The sequence below is a fragment of the Hominisplanchenecus sp. genome, assembly GCF_046967715.1.
GTDB classification, from domain to species: Bacteria; Bacillota; Clostridia; order Lachnospirales; family Lachnospiraceae; genus Hominisplanchenecus; species Hominisplanchenecus faecis.
The window spans coordinates 32,279-54,844 of the sequence record NZ_JBKVNQ010000001.1 but is presented as its reverse complement, the minus strand read 5'-3'; the positions used below and the strand labels follow the sequence as shown (position 1 = coordinate 54,844).

General features: G+C 46.9%; 12 protein-coding genes. 2 read left to right on the top strand and 10 right to left on the bottom strand.

The genetic code is table 11. From position 1 onward, the window contains the following. Positions 1 to 64: 64 nt before the first annotated feature. From ACLTL4_RS00180 to ACLTL4_RS00135, 10 genes are all read right to left on the bottom strand, one after another. Positions 65 to 1,792, bottom strand: coding sequence for an ABC transporter ATP-binding protein (locus ACLTL4_RS00180; RefSeq protein WP_147631918.1), 1,728 nt, complete (start codon positions 1,790 to 1,792; stop codon positions 65 to 67). After that, complete coding sequence (locus ACLTL4_RS00175; RefSeq protein ID WP_412320130.1) at positions 1,789 to 3,534, bottom strand: ABC transporter ATP-binding protein; 1,746 nt, start codon at positions 3,532 to 3,534, stop codon at positions 1,789 to 1,791. Before ACLTL4_RS00175 ends, ACLTL4_RS00180 begins: the two co-directional genes overlap by 4 nt. Before the next feature lie 218 nt (positions 3,535 to 3,752). Next, positions 3,753 to 8,477, bottom strand: coding sequence for a glycoside hydrolase family 2 TIM barrel-domain containing protein (locus ACLTL4_RS00170; RefSeq protein WP_173895246.1), 4,725 nt, complete (start codon positions 8,475 to 8,477; stop codon positions 3,753 to 3,755). A 780-nt stretch (positions 8,478 to 9,257) separates the two neighbouring features. Further along, a complete protein-coding gene (locus tag ACLTL4_RS00165) occupies positions 9,258 to 10,370 on the bottom strand; it encodes a peptidyl-prolyl cis-trans isomerase (protein WP_173895245.1) in 1,113 nt (370 codons plus the stop codon). Positions 10,371 to 10,546: 176 nt separating this feature from the next. Then, positions 10,547 to 14,068: a transcription-repair coupling factor gene (gene mfd, locus ACLTL4_RS00160; RefSeq protein ID WP_173866563.1), complete on the bottom strand. Its 3,522-nt coding sequence runs from the start codon at positions 14,066 to 14,068 to the stop codon at positions 10,547 to 10,549. 30 nt (positions 14,069 to 14,098) lie between these two features. After that, positions 14,099 to 14,674 (bottom strand): aminoacyl-tRNA hydrolase, encoded by a 576-nt coding sequence (gene pth, locus ACLTL4_RS00155; RefSeq protein ID WP_022119523.1) that lies wholly within the window; start codon positions 14,672 to 14,674, stop codon positions 14,099 to 14,101. Between the two features lie 158 nt (positions 14,675 to 14,832). Beyond that, entirely contained in the window at positions 14,833 to 16,251 is a 1,419-nt protein-coding gene (locus ACLTL4_RS00150) for a sensor histidine kinase (RefSeq protein WP_412320129.1), read from the bottom strand. Next, positions 16,232 to 16,927, bottom strand: coding sequence for a response regulator transcription factor (locus ACLTL4_RS00145; protein WP_412320128.1), 696 nt, complete (start codon positions 16,925 to 16,927; stop codon positions 16,232 to 16,234). The genes ACLTL4_RS00150 and ACLTL4_RS00145 overlap by 20 nt, the downstream gene beginning before the upstream one ends. 233 nt (positions 16,928 to 17,160) lie before the next feature. Then, the gene (glgD, locus tag ACLTL4_RS00140) at positions 17,161 to 18,279 is read right to left on the bottom strand and encodes a glucose-1-phosphate adenylyltransferase subunit GlgD (protein ID WP_173866566.1); all 1,119 of its coding nucleotides are present in this window, start codon (positions 18,277 to 18,279) and stop codon (positions 17,161 to 17,163) included. Further along, entirely contained in the window at positions 18,276 to 19,550 is a 1,275-nt protein-coding gene (locus ACLTL4_RS00135) for a glucose-1-phosphate adenylyltransferase (RefSeq protein ID WP_022119518.1), read from the bottom strand. The genes glgD and ACLTL4_RS00135 overlap by 4 nt, the downstream gene beginning before the upstream one ends. Before the next feature lie 314 nt (positions 19,551 to 19,864). On the opposite strand from ACLTL4_RS00135, the gene murC reads away from it, so the two are divergent. Together murC and ACLTL4_RS00125 are read left to right on the top strand one after the other, a co-directional pair. Beyond that, positions 19,865 to 21,244, top strand: a complete 1,380-nt coding sequence (murC, locus tag ACLTL4_RS00130; protein WP_173895242.1) for a UDP-N-acetylmuramate--L-alanine ligase — start codon at positions 19,865 to 19,867, stop codon at positions 21,242 to 21,244. Positions 21,245 to 21,453: 209 nt separating this feature from the next. After that, positions 21,454 to 22,557 carry a DnaD domain protein gene (locus tag ACLTL4_RS00125; protein ID WP_173895241.1) on the top strand — a complete coding sequence of 368 codons (1,104 nt, stop codon included), beginning with the start codon at positions 21,454 to 21,456 and terminating at the stop codon, positions 22,555 to 22,557. The last annotated feature ends 9 nt before the right edge of the window (positions 22,558 to 22,566 follow it).

Here is a 22,566-nt window from a genome sequence, read left to right as displayed (position 1 = left end):
CTGGTATCAGGTATAATCATATCAGAATTTCTTTACAAAACAAGGACACTACTTTACAAAACTATCACAATTCATACTGACTGTTATATAATTTTGCATAAAATCCTTTTTCCGCCAGCAACTCTTCGTGTGTTCCCTGTTCTATAACTTTTCCACTGTCCATCACAAGAATAATATCTGCTTCACGTATCGTCGAGAGACGATGTGCCACGATAAAGCTGGTGCGGCCTTTCATCATGCTGGCAAAGGCCTGCTGGATCTTGATCTCGGTACGGGTATCGATGCTGGATGTTGCCTCATCCAGGATCAGCATCGGCGGCAGGCAGAGCATGACTCTGGCGATACACAGCAGCTGTTTCTGTCCCTGGCTGATATTGCCTCCGTCTTCTGAGATCACGGTGTCATAGCCGTCCGGCAGTCGCTTGATAAAGCTGTGGGCATGAGCCGCTTTGGCAGCTTCGATGACCTGTTCTTTTGTGGCATCCGGCCTGCCGTAGGCAATATTTTCATAAATCGTTCCTGATTTCAGCCAGGTATCCTGGAGCACCATGCCGTAACTTCTGCGAAGGGAAATGCGGCTGATATCACGGATATCTGTTCCGGAAACGCAGATTTTGCCGGCATCTACATCATAGAAACGCATCAGCAGATTGATCATCGTCGTTTTTCCGCAGCCGGTCGGTCCTACGATCGCCACTCGCTCGCCCGGTTTTACGGAGAGATTGAAATGCTCGATCAGTTTGCGGTCCGGCACATAGCTGAAGGAAACATCGGAAATCTCTACGGTTCCGTCAACCTGTTCTTCCGTCAGTACTCTCGCATCTGCTTTGTCCGGAGTGCGTTCTTCTTCATCGAGCAGCTCAAAAATGCGGCTCGCACATGCCATGGCATTCTGAAGCTCTGTGACAACACCGGAAATTTCATTAAACGGTTTTGTGTACTGGTTTGCATAACTTAAAAAGCAGGACAGCTGACCGACGCTGATGCCGCCGGACACGGCAAACAGTGCTCCGACAAGAGCCACACCGGCATAAACCACGTTGTTGACAAAACGGGTGGCCGGGTTTGTGATGCTGCTGAAAAAGATGGCTTTCAGGCTCGCCTTCTGAAGACGCTCGTTCATCTCATCAAACTGATCCACATTTTCTTTTTCATGACAGAATGCCTGTACCACTTTCTGTCCTTCGATCATCTCATTGATAAATGCAGTCTGCTCGCCGCGGACTTCGGTCTGCATATGGAAATTACGATACGTTTTCTTTGCGATAAAGCCTGCCACTATAAAGCTGAGCGGTGTGACGCACACAACAACGAGCGTGATCGGCACATTGACATACAGCATAAAACCCAGTGTTCCGAGGATCGTCAGAACTCCGGTAAAAAACTGGGTAAATCCCATCAAAAGTCCGTCTGCAAACTGCTCTACATCGGCGATCACACGGCTGACCAGATCTCCGGTCGGATGTGCATCCAGATAAGAAACCGGCAGTCTCTGGATCTTGGCGATCGCTGCATTTCTCAGGTCACGACTGACATTATAAGTGATCTTGTTATTGCAGATACCAAAGATCCACTGTGAGATCGCCGTCACGGCAGTCGCTGCCACGATCACTCTTACGATCGCCGCCACGCCCGCAAAATCTACTTTTCCGACTCCGATCATATGGTCAATAGCATTTCCGGTCAGGATCGGCACATAGAGCTGGGATGCAACAGAAAGAGCGGCAAAAATCAGACTGCATACAATATAAAACCAGTATTTTCGAATATGTTTCCAGATTCTCATGATCATGCCGTCTCACCTGCCTTTCCAAACTGACTTTCATAAATTTCCTGATAAACCGGGCAGTTTCCGAGCAGTTCTTCATGCGTGCCCATGCCGACGGTCTTGCCGTCATCCAGCACCAGGATCAGATCGGCATGCATCAGGCTGGATGTTCTCTGGCTGACGATAAATACCGTCATCTCTTTATCCAACTCACGGATTGCTTTTCGAAGTGCCGCATCCGTTGCAAAATCCAGTGCACTTGCACTGTCATCCAGGATCAGGATCTCCGGATCTTCCACCAGAGCACGGGCGATCGTCAGACGCTGTTTCTGACCTCCCGACAGATTGCGTCCTCCCTGCTCCACCGGTTCATCCAGCTGTTTCTCTTTTTTCTGTACAAATTCGGCTGCCTGTGCAGTCTCAAGAGCTGCCCAGAGCATCTCATCGGTCGCTCCTGGATTGCCCCAAAGAAGGTTCGAACGGATCGTACCGGAAAACAGCTGTGCTTTTTGCATGACCATACCAATCTTGCCACGCAGCTCTTCTCTTGAATAGCTTCTGATATCGTGACCGCCGATGCGGATTTGTCCGTCCGTTGCATCATAAAAACGTGCCAGCAGATTGACCAGCGTGGATTTTCCGCTTCCGGTTCCGCCGATGATACCCACGGTCTGTCCTTTTTTCACCGTAAAATGAATATTGGAGAGCGTTTCTGCACCGGCACCGCCGTAAGTGAACGATACATGGTCAAATGCCACTTCTTCATCTGAAGTTCCTGTTTTTCTGTTTTTTGCATTGTTTTCCGGACAGGAAAACTCCATTTCCGGCTCTACGTTCAGAACAGAAGCAACACGCTCTGCACACGCCATTGCTTTTGTCACCTGAATGATCAGGTTTGCCAGCTTGACCAGCTCGATCAGAATCTGGTTCATATAATTCACAAGGGCTACCACATCGCCCTGCTGCATATTTCCAAGATGGATCTGCACCGCCCCAGTATTTAAGATCACAACAACCGCAAGGTTGATCATCACGTAAGTCAGCGGATTCATCAGTGCGGAGATCTTTCCGACCAGAAGCTGGCTGCGTACCAGAAGTCCGTTGTTCTCCTCAAAGCGATCCTTCTCCTGCTCCTCTCTTCCGAAAGCACGGATCACACGCACACCGGTCAGATTCTCCCTGGTGACCCCCAGGATCCCGTCAAGGCTGCCCTGTACCTTCCGGTAAAGTGGCATCGTGATCAACATAATGCCAAAGACAACGATGGAAAGCAACGGGATCGTTACAACAAAAATAACAGCCGCCTTCGGACTTACGATAAATGCCATGACAACGCTTCCGAATACAATAAACGGAGATCTCAGGAACAGTCTCAGGAACAGATTCAGTCCGCTCTGCACCTGGTTGATATCACTCGTCATTCGCGTGATCAGTGTGGAAGTACCCAGCTTGTCCATCTCCGCAAATCCAAGGGACTGGATATGTGAGAACAGCACATGCCGCACCTTCGTACAGAATCCAACGGATGCTTTCGCCGCAAAATACTGTGCGGTGATACTGCAGGTCAGACCGATCACTCCAAGCAGGATCAGAAGTCCGCAGTGTGACAGAATGTATCCTTTGTCTTTGTTTGCAATTCCTGTGTTGATGATCGCAGCCATAACAAGAGGAACCAGAAGGTCAAACGTTGCCTCCAGCATCTTGAACGCCGGGGCAAGAATGCTCTCTTTTTTATAGTCGCGAAGATATATAAGAAGTTTTTTCAAAATTTCTCCTTTCCGTTCTCACTGCAATTTGAAAGAAACTTTCTCTTTTATACCAAAATGGTAAAAACAGACCGCTTTTGGCATCCTATATATCTTATCCATTTTTTACATATTTTACAAGTAAAAAAACCGCCCCGGCAGTTTTTCACTGCCGGGGACGATTTTCCGATGGTTATAAGTTCCGATCGGGCTGTCTTTGTATCCGCTTTTCTATGTGCTTATTTTGTGATCTTAACGCCTGCTTTCTGTCCTTTTCCTTTCAGCAGTCTTTTGTAAGATCTCAGCTTCTTAGCCGGTACTTTGATCTTTGCTTTCGCATGGATACCCTTGAATGCTTTTTTGCCGACTTTCTTCAGAGAAGTGGATTTGATCGTGATGCTCTTCAGGTTTGTTGCTTTTTCAAACGCACTCTTGCCGATGGTCTGAACGTTTTTGCCGATCACAACTTTTTTCAGTTTCTTATCGCCCTTGAATGCTTTGTTTGCGATCGCAGTTACCTTGAAGGTGTATTTGCCGTTCGCACTCTTAACGGTTGCCGGAACAGTAAAGGCTGTCTTCTTGTTATTTCTCTTAACAAGTGTTACCGTACCACCCTTTGCTGCAGATTTTGTCACCTTGTAAGTAGCGTTTTTGTACTTGATCGTAGCACCTTTTGCCGGAACATCGTTGGCCGGAGTCGGGTTCGGTGTCGGGTTTGGTGTCGGGTTTGGTGTCGGTTCCGGCTTTGGTTCCGGCTTTGGTTCCGGGTTCGGTTCCGGCTTCGGATCAACGCCTTTTACAAGATTTGCTCTTGCTGTCTGCAGTTTTGCAAGTGCTGCATTTACTTCTTCTCTTGTAGCTCCGTCTTTCTTTACGATATCCTGAGCTTCTTTCAGAGCTGCTTCATATGCTGCATAAGAGCTTGCTGTGTACTCTGCTTTCTCAATTGTTTCTGCCAGCTTGATCTCACCCTGGATTTTTTCGATCGTTTCTTTGTCTGCTACTTTTTTCTCTGCATTCAGTTTGATCTTGTAAGTATTGGTCTTCTTACCATCTTCGGAGGTAACGATTACCTTTACAACGTCATCTTTATCAAATGGTACTACTGTTACAGATGCATTGTCTCTTGCAGTTGCTTCTACAACCGCTTTGTCTGCTCTGTCTACGTTTACGGTATAACCATCCAGTTTGCCTGCTGCAAAGCCGGCTACTGCTGTTCCGTTTACTTTCAGATCACTCAGTTCCGCTGTGCTGTTGGATGTATAACCGTTTGTGCTTGTCCAGATCTCCAGCTCAGTCAGACCAACATAGCCTGTTCCCTGCTGTTTCATGGTAAATTTCAGTGCTTTTGCTTTCTGGACATCTTCAAATACCAGTTCGTTCTTCTGGTTTACCTGGTAATCTCCCTTGGTAAATGCAACTTCTTTGAAGTTTTCACCATCTTCGGACACTGCGATGGTTACGCTTTCCGGTGCGGATACGAACGTATCACCGAAGAACCATGCATTGATGCTTGCCAGTTCGTAAACTTCATCCCATGTAAACGTAATAACCGGTGAAGAGTTCAGCAGATGGTCGTTCCAGTTTGTCCATCGCATATTCGGCTTATCCAGAACATTGTTTACACCATCTACGATGGAGAGCAGATTATCTGCAGGCTGTCCGCAGCTCTCTGTCAGAGTCTTATATTCCTTTGCTACGTTGACTGCTTCTTTTACTTCGCCTTCTGCGACACGTACGGTTGCCGTTGCAGTCATCTCTGTGCCGTCTACGTCAACTTTACCATTTACTGTTACAACATCACCGACGTTTGCCAGATCCGTTGCTTTGATAGACTCCCAGGTAACTGCATACGCACCATAAGCTGTGCCATCCGGAAGGATACCGGCTACAGTTGAAGGCAGGGTCGGAACCAGATTTTTTACGGTTGCTCTTGTGTAGTTCTGTACTGCCACGATGATCGGTTTTACATGAAGGTTTGCAGATACTGCTACTTCTTCGTTTCCAACTTTCAGTGTTCCGTTCAGGACTTTTTCGCCAGGAGTGTTGTACATCTCAGCTGTCAGATTCCAGGTGATCGTACCTTTCTGTGTGGAATCATCACTCATGATACCGGTTACGGCTGTCTGAAGCTGTGGTTTGGTTCCCATGGTAACGGTGTATTCTGATTCAATCTTGTAATCTTTCAGGAATACTTCACCCTTTTTGTCACCTACGGTACTTACAAATACAGAATCCCCTTTCAGACCTGCGGATTCTGCTTTCAGTACGAAACCGCCTGCACCTTCGGTGCTGCGTACGATAACGAGTGCTTTTCCGCTGAATGCCTTGATTTTTGCGGTCTTGTCGCTTGTCAGAACGGATTTCTGCTGGAATTTATCTACGGTAGATGGATTTCCGTTATCCACACCAACGATTGTTCCGTTACCTGTTAAGGTAAAGCGGATGCTGTTGTCTGCGGCACTTACAAAACGTCCGTCTTTGTCGTTGACATCAATATCAATGTAGCTTAAGCTGCTGCCGTCAGCCTGGATCTCTGTCTTCTCTGCGGTAACTGCAAGGCTGCTTCCTTTGTCGCTGTTTGTCGTAACGGAAGCAGAACCAAGCGTGTCTGTGATCTCGTTTCCACTTTCATCATAGGCTTTTGCACTGAGCGTGCCTTCTGCATATTTTACCTTGAACTGGATTGCCTGGGCTTTCCACTGCTGTGATTCGTTGACTGCTGTACACTGGTCTGCATCGTTTGATACATTGCTGTAAGTAGCCCATTCATGACCGGCTGCTGTCTTGATCGGGGTTCTTGTGGAAGTACCGATCAGCTTGTCGTTCAGGTAAAGTTCTACTTTTGCTGCGTTTGAATAAACGTATACCGGTACTTTGCCGCCGGAGATACTTAAGTCTTCTGCATTCCAGCTCTGCGGTACGACGTGCAGTGTCTTTTTATCTTCTCTCCACTGGCTTGTGTAGAAATAGAAGGAATCCTTCTCAAAGCCTGCTGTATCAATCACACCAAAGTAAGAGGAGTTCGGTACTGCCAGTTTGTCACCGCTGACGCTTCCTGTTCCGGTTCCGTTCCACGGTGTCGGCTCGCCGATGTAGTCAAATCCGGTCCAGATAAACTCACCGGATACAAAGTCATCTTTGATCGTGTACCACCAGGACTCACGTGCTGTGTTGCCCCAGGATACGGCGTTGGTATCGTATGCGGTACACTGATAGTCACCTGTCTTGTTGTACTGAGACAGTGTATTGTAGATACCACGGCTGTTGCTTGGAGAAGCTGACTCTGTAGCAATGATCTTCCAGTCCGGATGTGTCTTATGGATACCTGCCATAGATCCCATAGAATAGTTGGCTCCTGCAAGTCCCTCACCGTTCTTCGCCAGAACAGTAGATACTTTGTTACGGAACTCCTGTGTATTGGCATTCTGAAGACCATTTGGATTGTTATCACCAACTGTGATCGGTCTTGTCTTATCGATTGCTTCGATGTAGCTCTTCATGTTCTTTGCGTACTGCTCGTACTGGCTGGAATCGGTAACACCGAAGTTCAGCTCATTTCCGATATCCCAGATGATAACGGACGGATCGTTTTTATCACGCTCGATATTTGATTCCAGAATGAATTTATACCAGGTGTCGCCTGTCGTTGCACCAAGCAGCTTGTTGTCTGCACTGATGGTCTGGTTGAAGTGTGTGCTGAAGTCCTGGCTGTTGCCGTTTTTCGGGAATGCCCATCCGTCAAACGTCTCATCCATAACCATCATACCCAGCTCGTTGCATGCTTCAAGCAGTACAGAAGACGGTGTGTTGTGAGAGGTACGGATCGCATTACATCCCATTTCTTTAAGCTTTTCAACCTGACGGTATACTGCATCACGTTCTGATGCGGCTCCGAGTGCACCCTGGTCATGGTGCATACATACACCTTTGAGTTTTACATTTTTGCCATTCAGACTGAAACCGGTGTTTGCATCAAAATTGATGTAACGGAAACCGTAGGTTGTCTTGTAAGTGTCCTTCACTTTGCCGCCAACCAGAACTTCGGTCTGTACATAGTACAGGTTCGGATTTTCTGTGCTCCACAGTGCCGGTTTGTTTACTTTCAGGGTCTGTTCTTTTTCTGCTGTGCTGTTTGCTGCCAGTGTCACATCTGTGGTTACTGCCTCAGAAACTGCTTTGCCCTCTGCATCCAGGACTGTTGTGCGGATCTGGGCTGCTGCCTGTGCACTGCTGTCATTCTGGACATCGGTCTGTACTTTAACGGTAACATCGCCGTCTTTTTCTGTCGCCAGATTTGGTGTAGTCACGTATGTGCCGTTTCTGGAAACATGCACGGCATCGGTAACGATCAGCTCTACGTCACGGTAAATACCAGATCCTGAATACCAGCGGCTGGACGGAGTCTGATGTACCACTTTTACGCTGATCACGTTCTCTGTGGTGCCGTCGCAGGTCAGGTATTTTGAAATATCAAATGCGAAATCATTATATCCATAATGGTTTTCGCCTACTTTTGTTCCGTTTACATATACATATGTATGATTATAAGAGCCGTCAAAGTTCAGGACAACACTCTTGCCTGCGTAATCACTCGGCAGGGTAAAGCTCTTGCGGTACCATCCTGTACCACCCGGCATGAATCCGGACTCTGCTTCGTTTGAGTTGGACGGCTCCTGTGTGATGCTGAAGTCGTGCGGAAGATTTAAGTCTCCCCATTGATCTGCCTTGGAATCATCGTAATCCTTTGTTTCTGCACCGGTTACATCTCCAAAGTGGAACTTCCAGCCTTTGTTGAAATTGATCTCTCTGCTTTCAGATGTCTCTACGCCGGCTTCTGCCAGAGCAGACTGTACCATAGCATCGTCAACCGGTGATGCCATAACCGGAACGCTGATGCCGGACATAACCATAGCGGTTGCCATCAGTACAGAAAACAACTGTTTGCTGCTTTTTCTTTTCATACTTTTCCTCCTTAAATGACTAAAAGCGGGGATATCTCCCTTTGAAATGTCCCCGAGTTGTTCAGTAATACGAAATCCCGATTCGCGTCACCGAAAATATTCAATATTATCATACAATAAAACCTGTGGAACGTCAAGGTTTTTAGTTTGAACTTCACTATAGTTAAAGAGGACGTCATAACATCAGAAAGTAAATCCGCTGACACGCATCGTTTCCTGTTCGGTTCGCTCGTGTGTTAGCCGCCCTTCGCCTAAACTCGCCTCTTCGAGGCTCAAACAGCGGCTCTCCGGGGCGGCAACATCGCAAACCTCACGACGGAAGCCTCGCTACCGTCAGCTTGACTTACTTTCTGATTGTTATGACTGTGCTGTTTTTCCCACTAATGCATCTGGCAGTTCCAATCTTCCTGATTTCAGAATACGTTTATTATTTTGCCAAAAGATGTATATCATACATTATATGTTCTTCTGCACACTCATAAAATCTACCCGTATCTATACCCTAGCGATTTTATCACCAGTTTCTGAATCAAAAGAAACTCCGTACCATCTTGCGGTAATTTTGAAAGCCTGAGAAATGTATATGCTGGACAGAAAAAAGGCAGCTGCACAGTGACGGTAGCAAGGTTCCGTCGTGAGGTTTGTGTCTAGTTTCCGCCGCCGAGCGGTGTCTGAGCAGCGAAGCTGCGAGTTCCAGCGAACGGCGGATCATAGACGGCACAAACCGAACAGGAAACGATGCGTGTCACGTGCTCTGCCTTTTTACGTCCAGCATGATAATTATTCTGTTGCAGCTGCACTCTCTGTCTCACTTGCAGCCTCGGTTGCCTCTGTGCTTCCGGCATCTTCGGTACTTTCTGTACTTTCCGTTCCGGTCTCGCTCTGAGCCTCGGTTGCCATCTGGTAAATATCCTTGAAGGTGATCTCTTTTAACAGAGCATCATCCTGTGTGTAGTCTGCTGCACTTTGCCATGCATCGTAGACTTCGCTGAATTTGCTGCTCTTTCTTTCGTTGATGATCCGTTCTTTTTTGCTTGCAGTTGCATCCGGATCATAGGTTGCTTTCATCTGGATGACATAATATCCTGCATCTGTGGTGATCACTTCATCTGCCACTTCTCCGTCTTTCAGTTTATCTGCCGCATTGCGGATCGCTTCATCCAGGGTGTAACTTTCATCATTATCACCATAAGAGGTGCTGCTCACGGTCTTGGTGTCATCGACATCTTTGACTGCATCTTCCATGCTCTTGCCGCCTGCTGCTGCATCACGTACTTTCTGTGCATTTGCAAGCAAAGCTGCTTTCTCATCATCCGTCAGTACCACTTTATTGCCATCCGAATCGGTCGTATCTGCAGTGCTGAATACCACGTAATTGATCGTTTTCTGGGCTGCTTCGTCATCAGTTACGTTGGTATCAACATCTGCAACGATCGCATTTGACATTTTATTGCGGATCGTGTACAGTTCCAGAACACGTGCCACACGTTCTTTTGTCGCACCCATGGATTTCAGGGTTGCCTGGTCGTTGTCATCCATAAACTGCTGTGCAGCTTCATCGATCTTCTTTTTGTCATCGTCTGTCAGGCTCACATTATACTCGTCCTGATGCTGTTCGAGGATCAGCATCTGTTTGAGGGTATCCATCATCGTGCTCTTTGTGGAATCGCCGTACTGTGACCACAGATTATCTCCAAGATAAGCTCCGTAAAATGCCTGCATCTGTGCCTGGCTATAACGAAGCATGATATTTGCCACTGCATATTCTGTTTTCTGTCCGTCCAATGTAATGATCGCCTTGCCTGAATTTCCACTGCATCCGGTCAGCATCCCTGCTGTCAGCGTAAAGCACAGTCCTGCGACTGCCAGTCTGTTTTTCATTGTTTTTTTCACTGTCTTTTCCTCCTGATCAACTGGTGCCATTCATTCAAGAATACCTCCGGCATCCGGCCGCAAAAAATCCTCTTTCAGGCACCATACTGTCTGCTATTATATCCTTTTTCACCCGGTACGTCAATTGCCATCCGATATTCTAAAACATTCCTGACATTCTTATTTCAAGGAGCTTATCATACATCACATGCCAGATTTTTTATCATCTTTTCCGTCAGGCTGCGTACCAGTGTCAGCACATCCTCATTATCTTTTCCGTTTTTACGCGGCTTCATATAAATAAAGTAAGGATTGGTATCTATGACAAATTTCATTTTCCCTTTGCTCTCTTTTACCAGAAGCTCGATCCCTGCCGGATCTGCCTTTGCCCGCTCAAACATGGTAAAGCGGATCTGGTCGCCTTTCTGTGCGATCTCGGTCAGCCATGCCCGGTGTGCCATCGCTTTTAAATTTGCCACAGCAAGCAGGTTCTGCACCGCTTTTGGCGGCTCTCCGAAACGATCCATCAGTTCTTCGAGCATATCATCGTATTCTTCTTCGCTCTCGATCGTGGCGATGCGTTTATAGACATCCAGCTTCTGGAATTCATTCTTAATATAACGTTCCGGGATAAAAGCATCAATATCCAGATCGATGACGGTATCAAATTCTTCTTCCGGCTGCGTCTCACCTTTGAGTTCTTTTACGGACTCGTTGAGCATTTTGCAGTAAAGATCGTAGCCGACTGCCTCCATATGGCCGTGCTGCTCTGCCCCGAGGAGATTGCCGGCACCACGGATCTCAAGATCACGCATGGCGATCTTGAAGCCACTGCCAAGATCGGTAAATTCCCGGATCGCATGGAGACGTTTTTCCGCCACTTCCCGCAGCATTTTGTTTCTGCGGTACATCAGAAAGGCATACGCCGTCCGGTTCGAACGTCCGACACGCCCGCGGAGCTGATAAAGCTGCGACAGGCCAAGATTGTCCGCGTCATGGATGATCATCGTGTTGACATTGGAAATATCCAGTCCGGTCTCTATGATCGTCGTGGATACCAGCACATCAATCTCACCATTGATAAAGTCATACATGATCTTTTCCAGTTCACGCTCTTTCATCTGCCCATGTGCAAATGCCACTCTGGCCTCCGGCACAAGCGATGCAATCTTATTTGCCGTCTCTACGATCGTGTTGACACGATTATAGACATAGTAGACCTGTCCGCCCCGTGCCAGTTCCCGGCTGATCGCTTCCCGCACCATCTCTTCGTTGTATTCCATGACATATGTCTGGATCGGCACACGCTCCATCGGTGCTTCCTCCAGAACGCTCATATCGCGGATCCCAACCAGGCTCATATGCAGCGTCCGTGGTATCGGCGTTGCCGTCAGGGTCAGTACATCGATGTTTTCCCGCAGCTTTTTGATCTTTTCTTTGTGCGTGACACCGAAACGCTGCTCCTCGTCGATGATCAGAAGACCGAGATCTTTGAACTGCACATCTTTTGAGAGCACCCGATGCGTGCCGATCACAATGTCAACCAGTCCTTTTTTGAGGTCTTCCAGCGTTTTTTTCTGTTCTGCTGCCGTGCGGAAACGGCAGAGCAGATCCACACGCACCGGATAATCTTTCATCCTCTGGACGAAATTATTATAATGCTGCTGGGCAAGGATGGTCGTCGGCACCAGAAATACCACCTGTTTGCTCTCCTGTGCCGCCTTGAACGCCGCACGGATCGCCACTTCCGTCTTGCCATATCCGACATCGCCGCAGATCAGGCGATCCATGATCTTACTGCTCTCCATATCGTGTTTCACCGCTTCGATCGCCTCCAGCTGATCGTCCGTCTCATCAAACGGAAACGTCTCTTCGAACTCTTTCTGCCAGATCGTGTCCTCTCCATAGCAGAATCCCTCTTCCCGCTGTCTCGCCGCATAGAGCTGCACCAGATCTTTTGCGATGTTTTTGACCGCACTGCGTACTTTTGTCTTGGTACGCCCCCACTCCTGCGTCCCCAGTTTGTTCAGTTTCGGGCGTTTTGCCTGCGAATCTGCATATTTCTGGATGACATCGAGCTGCGTTGCCGGCACATAAAGGTTGCTTCCGCCGGCATACTCCACCTTCATGTAATCTTTTGTGACTTTATCGACTTCTATTTTTTCAATCCCGCGGTAAATGCCAAGTCCGTGGTTTTCATGCACCACGTAATCGCCAACAGAAAGCTCTGAAAAACTGTGGATCGTCTTACCTTCGTAATGTCTGATCTTTTTGCGTTTTTTCTTTTCTTTGCCGAAAATATCGCTCTCCGAGATCACCAGGAACTTGATCAGCGGATATTCATACCCGCGGTGGGCACTTCCGTAAAGCAGCATGATCTCGCCTCGCTGTACGATGCGGTCGGCATCTTCCGAATAAAATGCCCGCAGTTCATGATCACGAAGGTCCTCTGCCAGACGTTTCGCCCTGGTTCTGGATGCACACAGCAGGATCACGCGTTCTCCCTTTTTCTTCCACTGCTGCAGATCCTTCACCAGAAGTTCAAAGCTGTTGTTGTAGGTGTTGACACTGCGTACATCGATGCTGAAATGCTCCGCAAAATGCCACTGTGGTCCTGCCGCCTCCAGCATACACAGCCCCATGCAGCGATGTTTCTGCAATTTTTCGGATGCCATCTGGCTCTCACAGAGCAGGTTCATCTGTCCCGGCAGCACATACCCTTTTTCCAGTCGGTTTGTCATGCTCTCCCGGAACTCCTTTTCGATCGCCTGTGCTTCCTCCCAGAGGCGGTTCGGTTCATCTAACACCACCAGTGCCTCTTTCGGAAAATATTCCGCAAACGAAACCATCCGGTCATAAAAATAAGGAGCCAGACCATCGAGCACAGACATCTGCTTCCACTGCGTCAGACTCTGTTTTACCTCTTCTGCAAAAGCTTTCAGGCGTGCCGATTCTTCTGTTTTCCGTTCCTGAAAGAACTGATCTGCAAGCCTTTTCGCCTCTTTTTCCAGCACCGCAAGCCCTTTTTTGATCCGCCCGTCATCAGCAATAAATTCGCCCGCCGGATAAATGCGGATTCGGTCCAGATTTTCAATGGAACGCTGGCTTTCCACATCAAAACTGCGGATGGAGTCAATTTCATCGCCCCACAGCTCGATGCGGACCGGATTTTCTTCGGTCAGCGGAAAAATGTCGAGAATACCGCCTCGCACGGCAAACTGCCCGCTTCCTTCGACCTGTCCCACCCGCTCGTAGCCCATGGCTGTCAGTTTCTTTTTCCAGAGCTCCATGTCAAATTCCGAATCGCTCTCTACCGTCTCGACCTGCTTTTGAAAAACTTCCGGCGGCAGAAGATGATCCATGATACCGCCCATGGTCGTGACGATGGTCACTTCCTCTTCTTCCATCAGTTTCTGCAGTACACGGATCCGCTGCTGTACCAGAAGATTGCTCTGCACATCGGCACTGTAAAAGATCAGATCTTTTGCCGGGTAAAACAGCACATTTTTATCAAACAGGCGATAATTTTCACACAGTTCTTTTGCACGCAGTTCACTGTATGTGACGATCAGTTTCTTTTTTGCCGCCCCTGCTGCATAGATAAAGTGTGCTTTCTGGGCATCGATACATCCTGTCACCTGGATTGACTGCTTTTTCAGTGCCTGCTGTATTTTCTGAAATTCTTCAAGCTCCTGAAGCGGTTCTGTAAAAGCTCTCATCCGTCTGCTACCTCCCATTCAAGCCTCTGTCTATTTTTCCGTCTTCTTGTTAAACTGGTTCATCGCATGTTCCATGGTGTCATTCATCATGCAGACGGCTGCTTCTCCTGCCCGCTCAAAGGCTTCCTCCATCAGCACTCTTTCATCCTTTGGAAAACGACTCAGCACATAGTCTGCCAGATCATATCCTTTTGGTTTCTCACCGACTCCGACCTTCACCCGTTTAAAAACCTGGGTGCCAAGATGTGCGATGATGTTTTTGATGCCATTGTGGCCGCCGGCACTTCCTTTTGGACGGATGCGAAGCTGTCCCGGCTCCAGGCTGATGTCATCGTAAATGACGATCAGTTCTTCTTCCGGATCGATCTTATAGAAATCAACCAGTTCCCGCACACTCTCGCCGCTCAAGTTCATAAAAGTCTGCGGTTTGGCAAGCACCACTTTCTGACCTTCGATCATGCCTTTTCCGCAGAGTGCTTTGTGTTTTTTTGTATCCACGCTGATATTATACTTGTCTGCTAATATATCTATCGTGTCAAACCCGACATTATGTCTGGTCTGTGCATACTGTTTGCCAGGATTTCCAAGTCCTGCGATTATATACATATCCTTACCTCCAACGACAATTTTGCCCGCCTTTTCCTGTGGGGGGTATCCCACTTTCAAAAGCCGGGCTTTTTACCTGTTTTTTTCTTTTCTTTTTACCAGCACATCATACTCTAAATCTGCTCTTTTTTCAAGTCTGTCTTCGGATTTCACATTTTTTACACAAGTGGGAAGGAAAACCAGAACCTTACCCCTGTTTTCTCATTCTCCACACCATATTCTCCGCCCTGCATCGTGATCACAGTCTTTACAATATGAAGTCCGAGTCCGCTGTGCCCTGCCTGTTCTTCTCCCTGGTAATATTTTTCCCAGATTTTTCTTTTCTCTTCGTCTGTGAGCGGTTCACTGTCGTTGTAAACACCAAAAACCGCTTTTCCGTCTTTCTTTGCCAGAGAAATTTTCATGTGCCTTCCCTCGCCGCAATGTGCAAAAGCATTCATGATATAGTTTCCCGCTGCCTGCTCAATGTATTCACGGTTTCCGAGGATCCTGCAGTCCTTTTCGATCTCGCTTGCGATCTTCAGATTCTTTTTGTGAAACAGTGCATCGTATTTCAGCATCATATATTCTACTGTTTCTGATAAATTCAGACGTTGCTTCTCCACATTTTCCAGTTCATGCTCCATAGAAGAAATATTCAGCAGATTCCCAACCATATCACTCATCTTCTGCACTTCTTCACGGATCGACGAGAAATAATAATCCTGATCCACCTTATCTCCCATCGCCTGCAAAAGCTCGATCTGTCCTGAAATGACCGCCAGCGGTGTCTTCAGCTCATGTGTGATATTTGCCGTGAAATCGTTCCGCATTTTATTGAAACGCTCCAGTGCATCCTTGCTGCTTTCCAGTTTCTGGATATAATCCTGCATCTCATCTGCCATCATATTGAAATTATGTGCCAGAACACTGATCTCCTGATACGTTCCGTAATTTTTTGCCCGCACGGAAAAATCACGCTCAGTCAGTTTCTGCGAAACACCGGAAAGTTCTTCGATTGGCTTTGCAATCCTTCGCGACTGCCAGTACATAAATGCACAACCGCTCAGAAGGGAAAAAACAACCACGAACAGCAAAAATTTTTCGGTATAGAACAGGGCACTGTAGACTTTCTGTACATTTTCTTTCACACACACATAATAACGCTCATCGCCCTGTTTCAGCCTTCCAAATAACCATAACGTTTCTTTTCCTCTTGCATTCCAGAACTGTACTTTTGGATCTTTTTCGAAAAATTTGCGGTATACAACAATATTGCGGTGCACCTGTCTTTCTTCCTGATATAAATTATCCTGTGAAGATCCGGTTGTATAAACCGGATCCATCTCTTTATTTGCTATGGTAAATGTCAGATTCTGCCCTTCATAGCTTTTGAATGTTTCCATCTCTTCATCGCCGATCCCTGACAGATCCATGCGTTTTACTTCTTCGTATGCTTTTTCGATCACCCGGCTCTTCTGATGCCGGTAATAAGCCGATGCAAACATATTATAAAGAAGCACACTTCCTCCGACCACGATCAGAAGAAACATCAGCTCCATCAATAGCATACTTGCCCTAAGCTTCTGCTGTTTCATTTTCCTCTCCTTCAAATATATAACCGACACCATACACCGAACGTATATAACTTCCATACGGTGCAATCTTCCTGCGAAGCTGTTTTACCAGAGTATCCACCGTACGCGTATCTCCGCTGTAATCATATCCCCATACCGATTCCAGGATGCTGTCCCTTGTCATAACGACATTTTTATTCTTGATCAGATAACTTAAAAGTTCATACTCTTTCGGTGTTGTCTCGATCGCCTTTTCATCCACATACACTCTCCAGGTATCCGGCTCCACCGCGATGTGTCCGACTTCCACCCTCTCTTTCTGTTTTCCGGCACGTTTCAGGATTGCCTCAATATGAACCTTGACGATCGCCAGTGCATAAGGTTTCGTGATATAATCATCCGCCCCGTTTGCAAAGTTCAGAAGCTGATCGTGGATCGAGTCCCTTGCTGTCACCATGATCACCGGTGTATTGGATTTTTTGCGGATCTCCTTGAGGATCTCACTGCCATCCATACCCGGCAGCATGATATCCAGCAGGATCAGATCCACTTCATGCATATGGTCATAAAACATCGACAGCCCTTCCAGTCCGTTCAGTGCCCGCAGCACACGGTATCCGTTCAACTCCAGATATTCTGCAAGTGTCCTGGATATTTTTTCTTCATCTTCGATCAATAATATGACATTTTTGTTCACGGATATGCTCCCCTTTCCTGATTTCAGATTTTTCCCTGTTCCCCCTGTTTTCGTCATTTTTGCATCTTTTATTTTTTTCGAGTTTACGCAAGAATTGTGATATAATTGTGAAAAAAATGCTTCCATCCGGTATCAGCTATCGGATAAAAGCACTTTTCGTCCCCATTTTATTATATCGTGTTTAAACCGGATATCCGGTCCCCACACCTGTTTTTGCTAAACTAAAGAATACCTTACAGCACATATCTCTCGTTTTTCTCGATCACGATCTTGACGCCGTCCTCGCCGACATGGTAAGAATTGGCACGGATCGTATCACGGCTCTCTACGATACAGTTCTCGATGTGTGTGTTGTCTCCAAGATAGACATCGTTCAAAATAATCGAATTCTTGATCACGCAGTTTTCTCCGACGAAAACTTTCTTAAACAGAACAGAATTCTCCACATAACCATTGATAATACAGCCGTTTGAAACAAGGCTGTTTTTCACTTCACAACCCGGGTTGTATTTTGCCGGCGGATTGTCATCTACTTTTGAATAAATATTCGGATACTGATGGAAGAAATAATCACGTACTTCCGGTTTCAGGAAATCCATATTTGTTTTATAATAAGAGTCTACAGATGCAATATTGCTCCAGTAATCTTTGATCTTATATCCATAGATACGTTTCAGATTTTTGTAACGGATCAGGATGTCTTTTACAAAATCGTGGCGGTCTTCCAGTGCACACCGCTCGATCAGCTCGATCAGCTGTCTTCTTCGAATCACATAGATACCAGTAGAAATGCAGTTGGAATTGCTTACCATCGGTTTCTCTTCGAATTCTTCGATCCGGCTGTCTTCATTCATTTTGATAACACCGAATCTTGTTGCGTCTTCTCCTCTTGGAAGGTCTTTACATACCACGGTGATATCTGCTTTTTTCTCGATATGATATTCCAGCACTTTGTTGTAATCCAGCTTGTATACACCATCACCGGAAGCAATGATCACATACGGCTCATGACATTTCTTCAGGAAATCCAGATTCTGTGCGATCGCATCTGCCGTACCGCGGTACCAGAAACTGTTGTCTGCAGTTGTGGTCGGTGTAAATACAAACAGACCTCCCTGTTTACGTCCGAAATCCCACCATTTGGAAGAACTCAGATGCTCGTTTAAGGATCTTGCATTGTACTGTGTCAGCACTGCAACTTTCTGGATGGAAGAATTCGTCATGTTGCTCAGTGCAAAGTCGATTGCACGGAAACCACCCGCGATCGGCATGGCAGCAATCGCACGCTTCTGGGATAACTCTCTCATCCGGTGGTTATTTCCGCCTGCTAAAATAATACCTACTGCTCTCATGCCATATCACCTTCCTTTATAATAGATTCACCGCTCTCCAAAATACCATTTGGATAATCTTCTGCTGTGGTAATTCCTGAAATCGCTGTATTCTTTCCTATCTTAACACCGGCAGGGATGACGGATTTCTCACCGATAACAGCCAGTCCGAAGGCATATACAGCAGGTTTGAACTTGTTCGGTGCTTCTTCTCCGATACCGATCTCTACGTCATTGCCAACCGTAACACCTTCTGCGATAATGCTTCGGTCTACCGTTACGTTCTCGCCGATCGTCGTGCCTCGCATAATAATAGAATCACGCACAACCGCACCTTTTTTGATCGTAACGCCAGGTCCGATCACAGAATTATGTACTTCACCGTAAATCTCGGTACCGTCTCCGACGATACATTTATCCACTTTTGCATCTGCTGAAATATACTGCGGTGCAATGATCTCGCTGGATGTATAAATCTTCCAAAACTCTTCGTAAAGATTGAACTCCGGAATGATATCAATCAGTTCCATATTTGCTTCCCAGTAAGAACCAAGTGTTCCGACGTCTTTCCAGTAACCGTTGAACTCGTAGGCAGCCATGCGGTCTCCACGCTCTTTGAGCCATGGGATGATGTGCTTGCCGAAGTCACAGTTGCTCTGGTCTTTCAGTGCGATCAAAGATTCTCTCAATGCTTTCCATGAGAAAATATAGATACCCATGGATGCAAGATTGCTCTTTGGCTCTGCCGGTTTTTCCTGGAAATCTGTAATGACGTTGTTTTCGTCTGTGACAACGATACCAAAACGGCTTGCTTCTTCCATAGGAACAGGCATAACCGCAATCGTTACATCTGCGTTGGTTGCTTTATGGAAATCAAGCATTACTTCGTAGTCCATCTTATAAATATGGTCACCTGACAGGATCAGGACATACTCCGGATTGTAAGTTTCCATATAATTCAAGTTCTGGTAAATGGCATTTGCTGTACCTGTGTACCATTCTGTCTTTGAACTCTTTTCATAAGGCGGAAGTACGGTAACGCCGCCGACATTGCGGTCAAGATCCCACGGAATACCGATCCCGATATGAGTGTTCAGTCTCAGCGGCTGATACTGTGTCAGGACTCCGACTGTGTCCACACCGGAATTGATACAGTTACTCAACGGAAAATCAATAATACGATATTTGCCGCCGAATGCTACCGCCGGCTTTGCCACTTTTGAAGTCAGGACACCGAGACGGCTTCCCTGTCCTCCGGCAAGCAGCATGGCTATCATTTCTTTTTTAATCACGCTATCACCTCTTAATATTATTTTCACATCAGGAACCATTTTCCCGTTCCCATGATGCCTGAAATGCATCATCTATGTTGTATTTTTTATTATATCACAGGTTTCTTAAATAGTGAACATTTTTTACAAATTTTTGAAAAAATTTTCCTGTTTTTTATTATAATTGCATTATGTCGATTTTTCTGCGAAAACTCTTTGAATTATCTGCCTAAAAACACGGTAAAAGTTATGCCGGATTTCCAATAAGCTCTTTCTTTTTTCCAAAAAAAAGTTTATACTAAAATCAGACTTTAACAACAAAGGAGACTACAACTATGTATCAGATAGATTTCAAGAAACCAATGCATATACATTTCATCGGCATCGGCGGCATCAGCATGAGCGGGCTTGCTTCTATATTATTGAAGCAGCATTTCAAAGTATCCGGCTCCGATGCCCACGAATCCGAGCTCACAAAGCAGCTGGAAGCCGAAGGAGCCATTCTCTACTACGGTCAGCGTGCTTCCAACCTGGATGACACACCGGATCTGGTGGTCTACACAGCCGCCATCCACCCGGACAATCCGGAATATGCCGCTGCGGTAGCAAAACAGATCCCGATGCTCTCCCGTGCCGAACTGCTCGGCCAGATGATGCACAACTTCAAAACGCCGGTTGCCATTTCCGGAACGCACGGCAAAACGACAACCACCTCCATGGCTTCCTACATTTTCCTGGAAGCAGATATGGACCCGACCATCTCGGTCGGCGGTATCCTCGATGCGATCGGCGGCAATATCCGTGTCGGCGGCCATGACACGTTTCTGACCGAGGCCTGTGAATACACGAACAGTTTTCTTCATTTCTTCCCGAAGATCAGCGTGATCTTAAATATCGATGCGGATCATCTGGATTTCTTCAAGGATCTTGATGATATCCGCCATTCTTTCCGCAAATTTGCCCAGCTGCTGCCGGACGACGGCACGTTGATCGTCAACAGTGAGATTGAACACCTGGATCAGCTGACAGAAGGACTGACCTGCAAGATCGTAACCTACGGTATGGACGCTTCCAGCGATTATTATGCTTCCAATATTACGTTTGACGAATTCGCACATCCGTCCTTTGACTGCTATAAAGGAGATACCCTGCTCGGTCATTTTGTGCTGCACGTTCCTGGTATCCACAATGTCAGCAATGCTCTGGCTTCCATCGCCCTGGCCGATCAGATGGGCGTTTCCATGGAACATACCCGTATCGGTCTTGAGAAATTCGGCGGCACCAAACGTCGTTTCGAGAAAAAAGGCGAGATCGGCGGCGTAACGATTATCGATGACTACGCTCACCATCCGACTGAGATCGAAGCTACACTCCACGCTGCACACAACTATCCGCACAAAAAGCTGTGGTGCGTATTCCAGCCGCATACTTATACAAGGACAAAAGCTCTGATGGATGACTTTGCAAAAGCTCTGACCCTTGCCGACCATGTCGTTCTGGCTGATATCTATGCTGCCAGAGAGACGGATACCCTCGGCATCAGCTCATCCATGCTGGCAGAGAAAGTGAACGCTCTTGGCGGCTGTGCGGATTATTTCGACTCCTTCGACAAGATTGAGACCTGTCTGCTCGAAAACTGCAAGCCGGGTGATGTCCTGATCACCATGGGTGCCGGCGATGTTGTCAAGATCGGTGAGAAACTGCTCGGAGAATAAAATCTGCACACGTTTTTCCGGTCTTGATTCCTTTGATCCACATGTTTCTGCATATTCTTTTTTTGCAGAACATGTGGATTTTTCTGCCCTTATTTCCCTTATTCTCAATGCATCTCTTTTATGCTATACTAGTGGACAGAAATGTCGGGGAAAAGCCTTTTTTCCTCAACCGATGCCTGCGAATTGCTCCACAGGAGGGGAGTTACCTTATGAAAAATATACGTTTACATCATCCGTTTTCCAACAACATGACTGCCGTATCCAACTATTTTATCGATTACTATATGCCACAGGCCGGCGGAGAATACGTCAAGCTCTATCTCTGTCTGCTGCGTCATGCGGCGGACTATGGCAGTATTCCTCTGGAATCCATTGCGGAACTTTTTGATTATACTGAGCGGGATATCTACCGCGGCCTGCAGTACTGGGCAGACCAGGGACTGATCGACCTGGCATTTGACCAGGACGGCAGCATCAGCGATCTGGTCTTTCTGGAAGTTCGAAAGCCGGAGAGCGTGCAGCAGGCTGCTGCTTCTGTCTCTTCCGGAGTGCTCCCTGCATCTGCAAAGGCACCCGTTTCCAAAAATGCAACAAAAAAAGTGGCTTCCGAACCGAATGATTCCACGGAAGCAAAGGTCCTTTCTCCAAAATTGAAGATTTCCAGAGACCGTATGGCTGCCCTTCAGGGAGAACAGGATATCAAGCAACTCCTGCTGATCGCAGAATCTTACCTCGGTCACAGTCTTTCGCCGACTGAAATGTCTTCTATTTTATATTATTATGACTCGCTGCATTTTAATTTTGAGCTGATCGAATATCTGATCGAGTACTGTATTTCACGGGGAACGAAAAGTTTTCATTACATAGATAAAGTAGCTCTGGCATGGGCAGAGGAAGGCATCACAAATGCCGGGCAGGCAAAGGAACGCCAGTCTCAGTACAGCCAGAAATATTATTCTGTGTTAAATGCTTTCGGCATCCGCGACCGGGGTCCCGGCAAACCGGAAGTGCAGATGATCGACCACTGGTTTGATGACCTGCATTTTACTTCGGATATCATTCTGGAGGCGTGCAGCCGCACACTGACCCAGACGCAGAACCCGAGTTTCCAGTATGCCAACAAAATCCTGGAAAGCTGGCACGCAAGCGGTATCCACCATCTGAATGAAATCCGGGAACTTGACCAGAAACATCAAAAGACGGGAAAAGCGGCATCGAAACAGCGTCCTGCCGTGACTTCCGGAAGCAAATTCAACAATTTCTCGCAGCGTGACTATGATTTTGATCATCTGGAATCGCTGCTGAACCAGTAGGAGGACTGC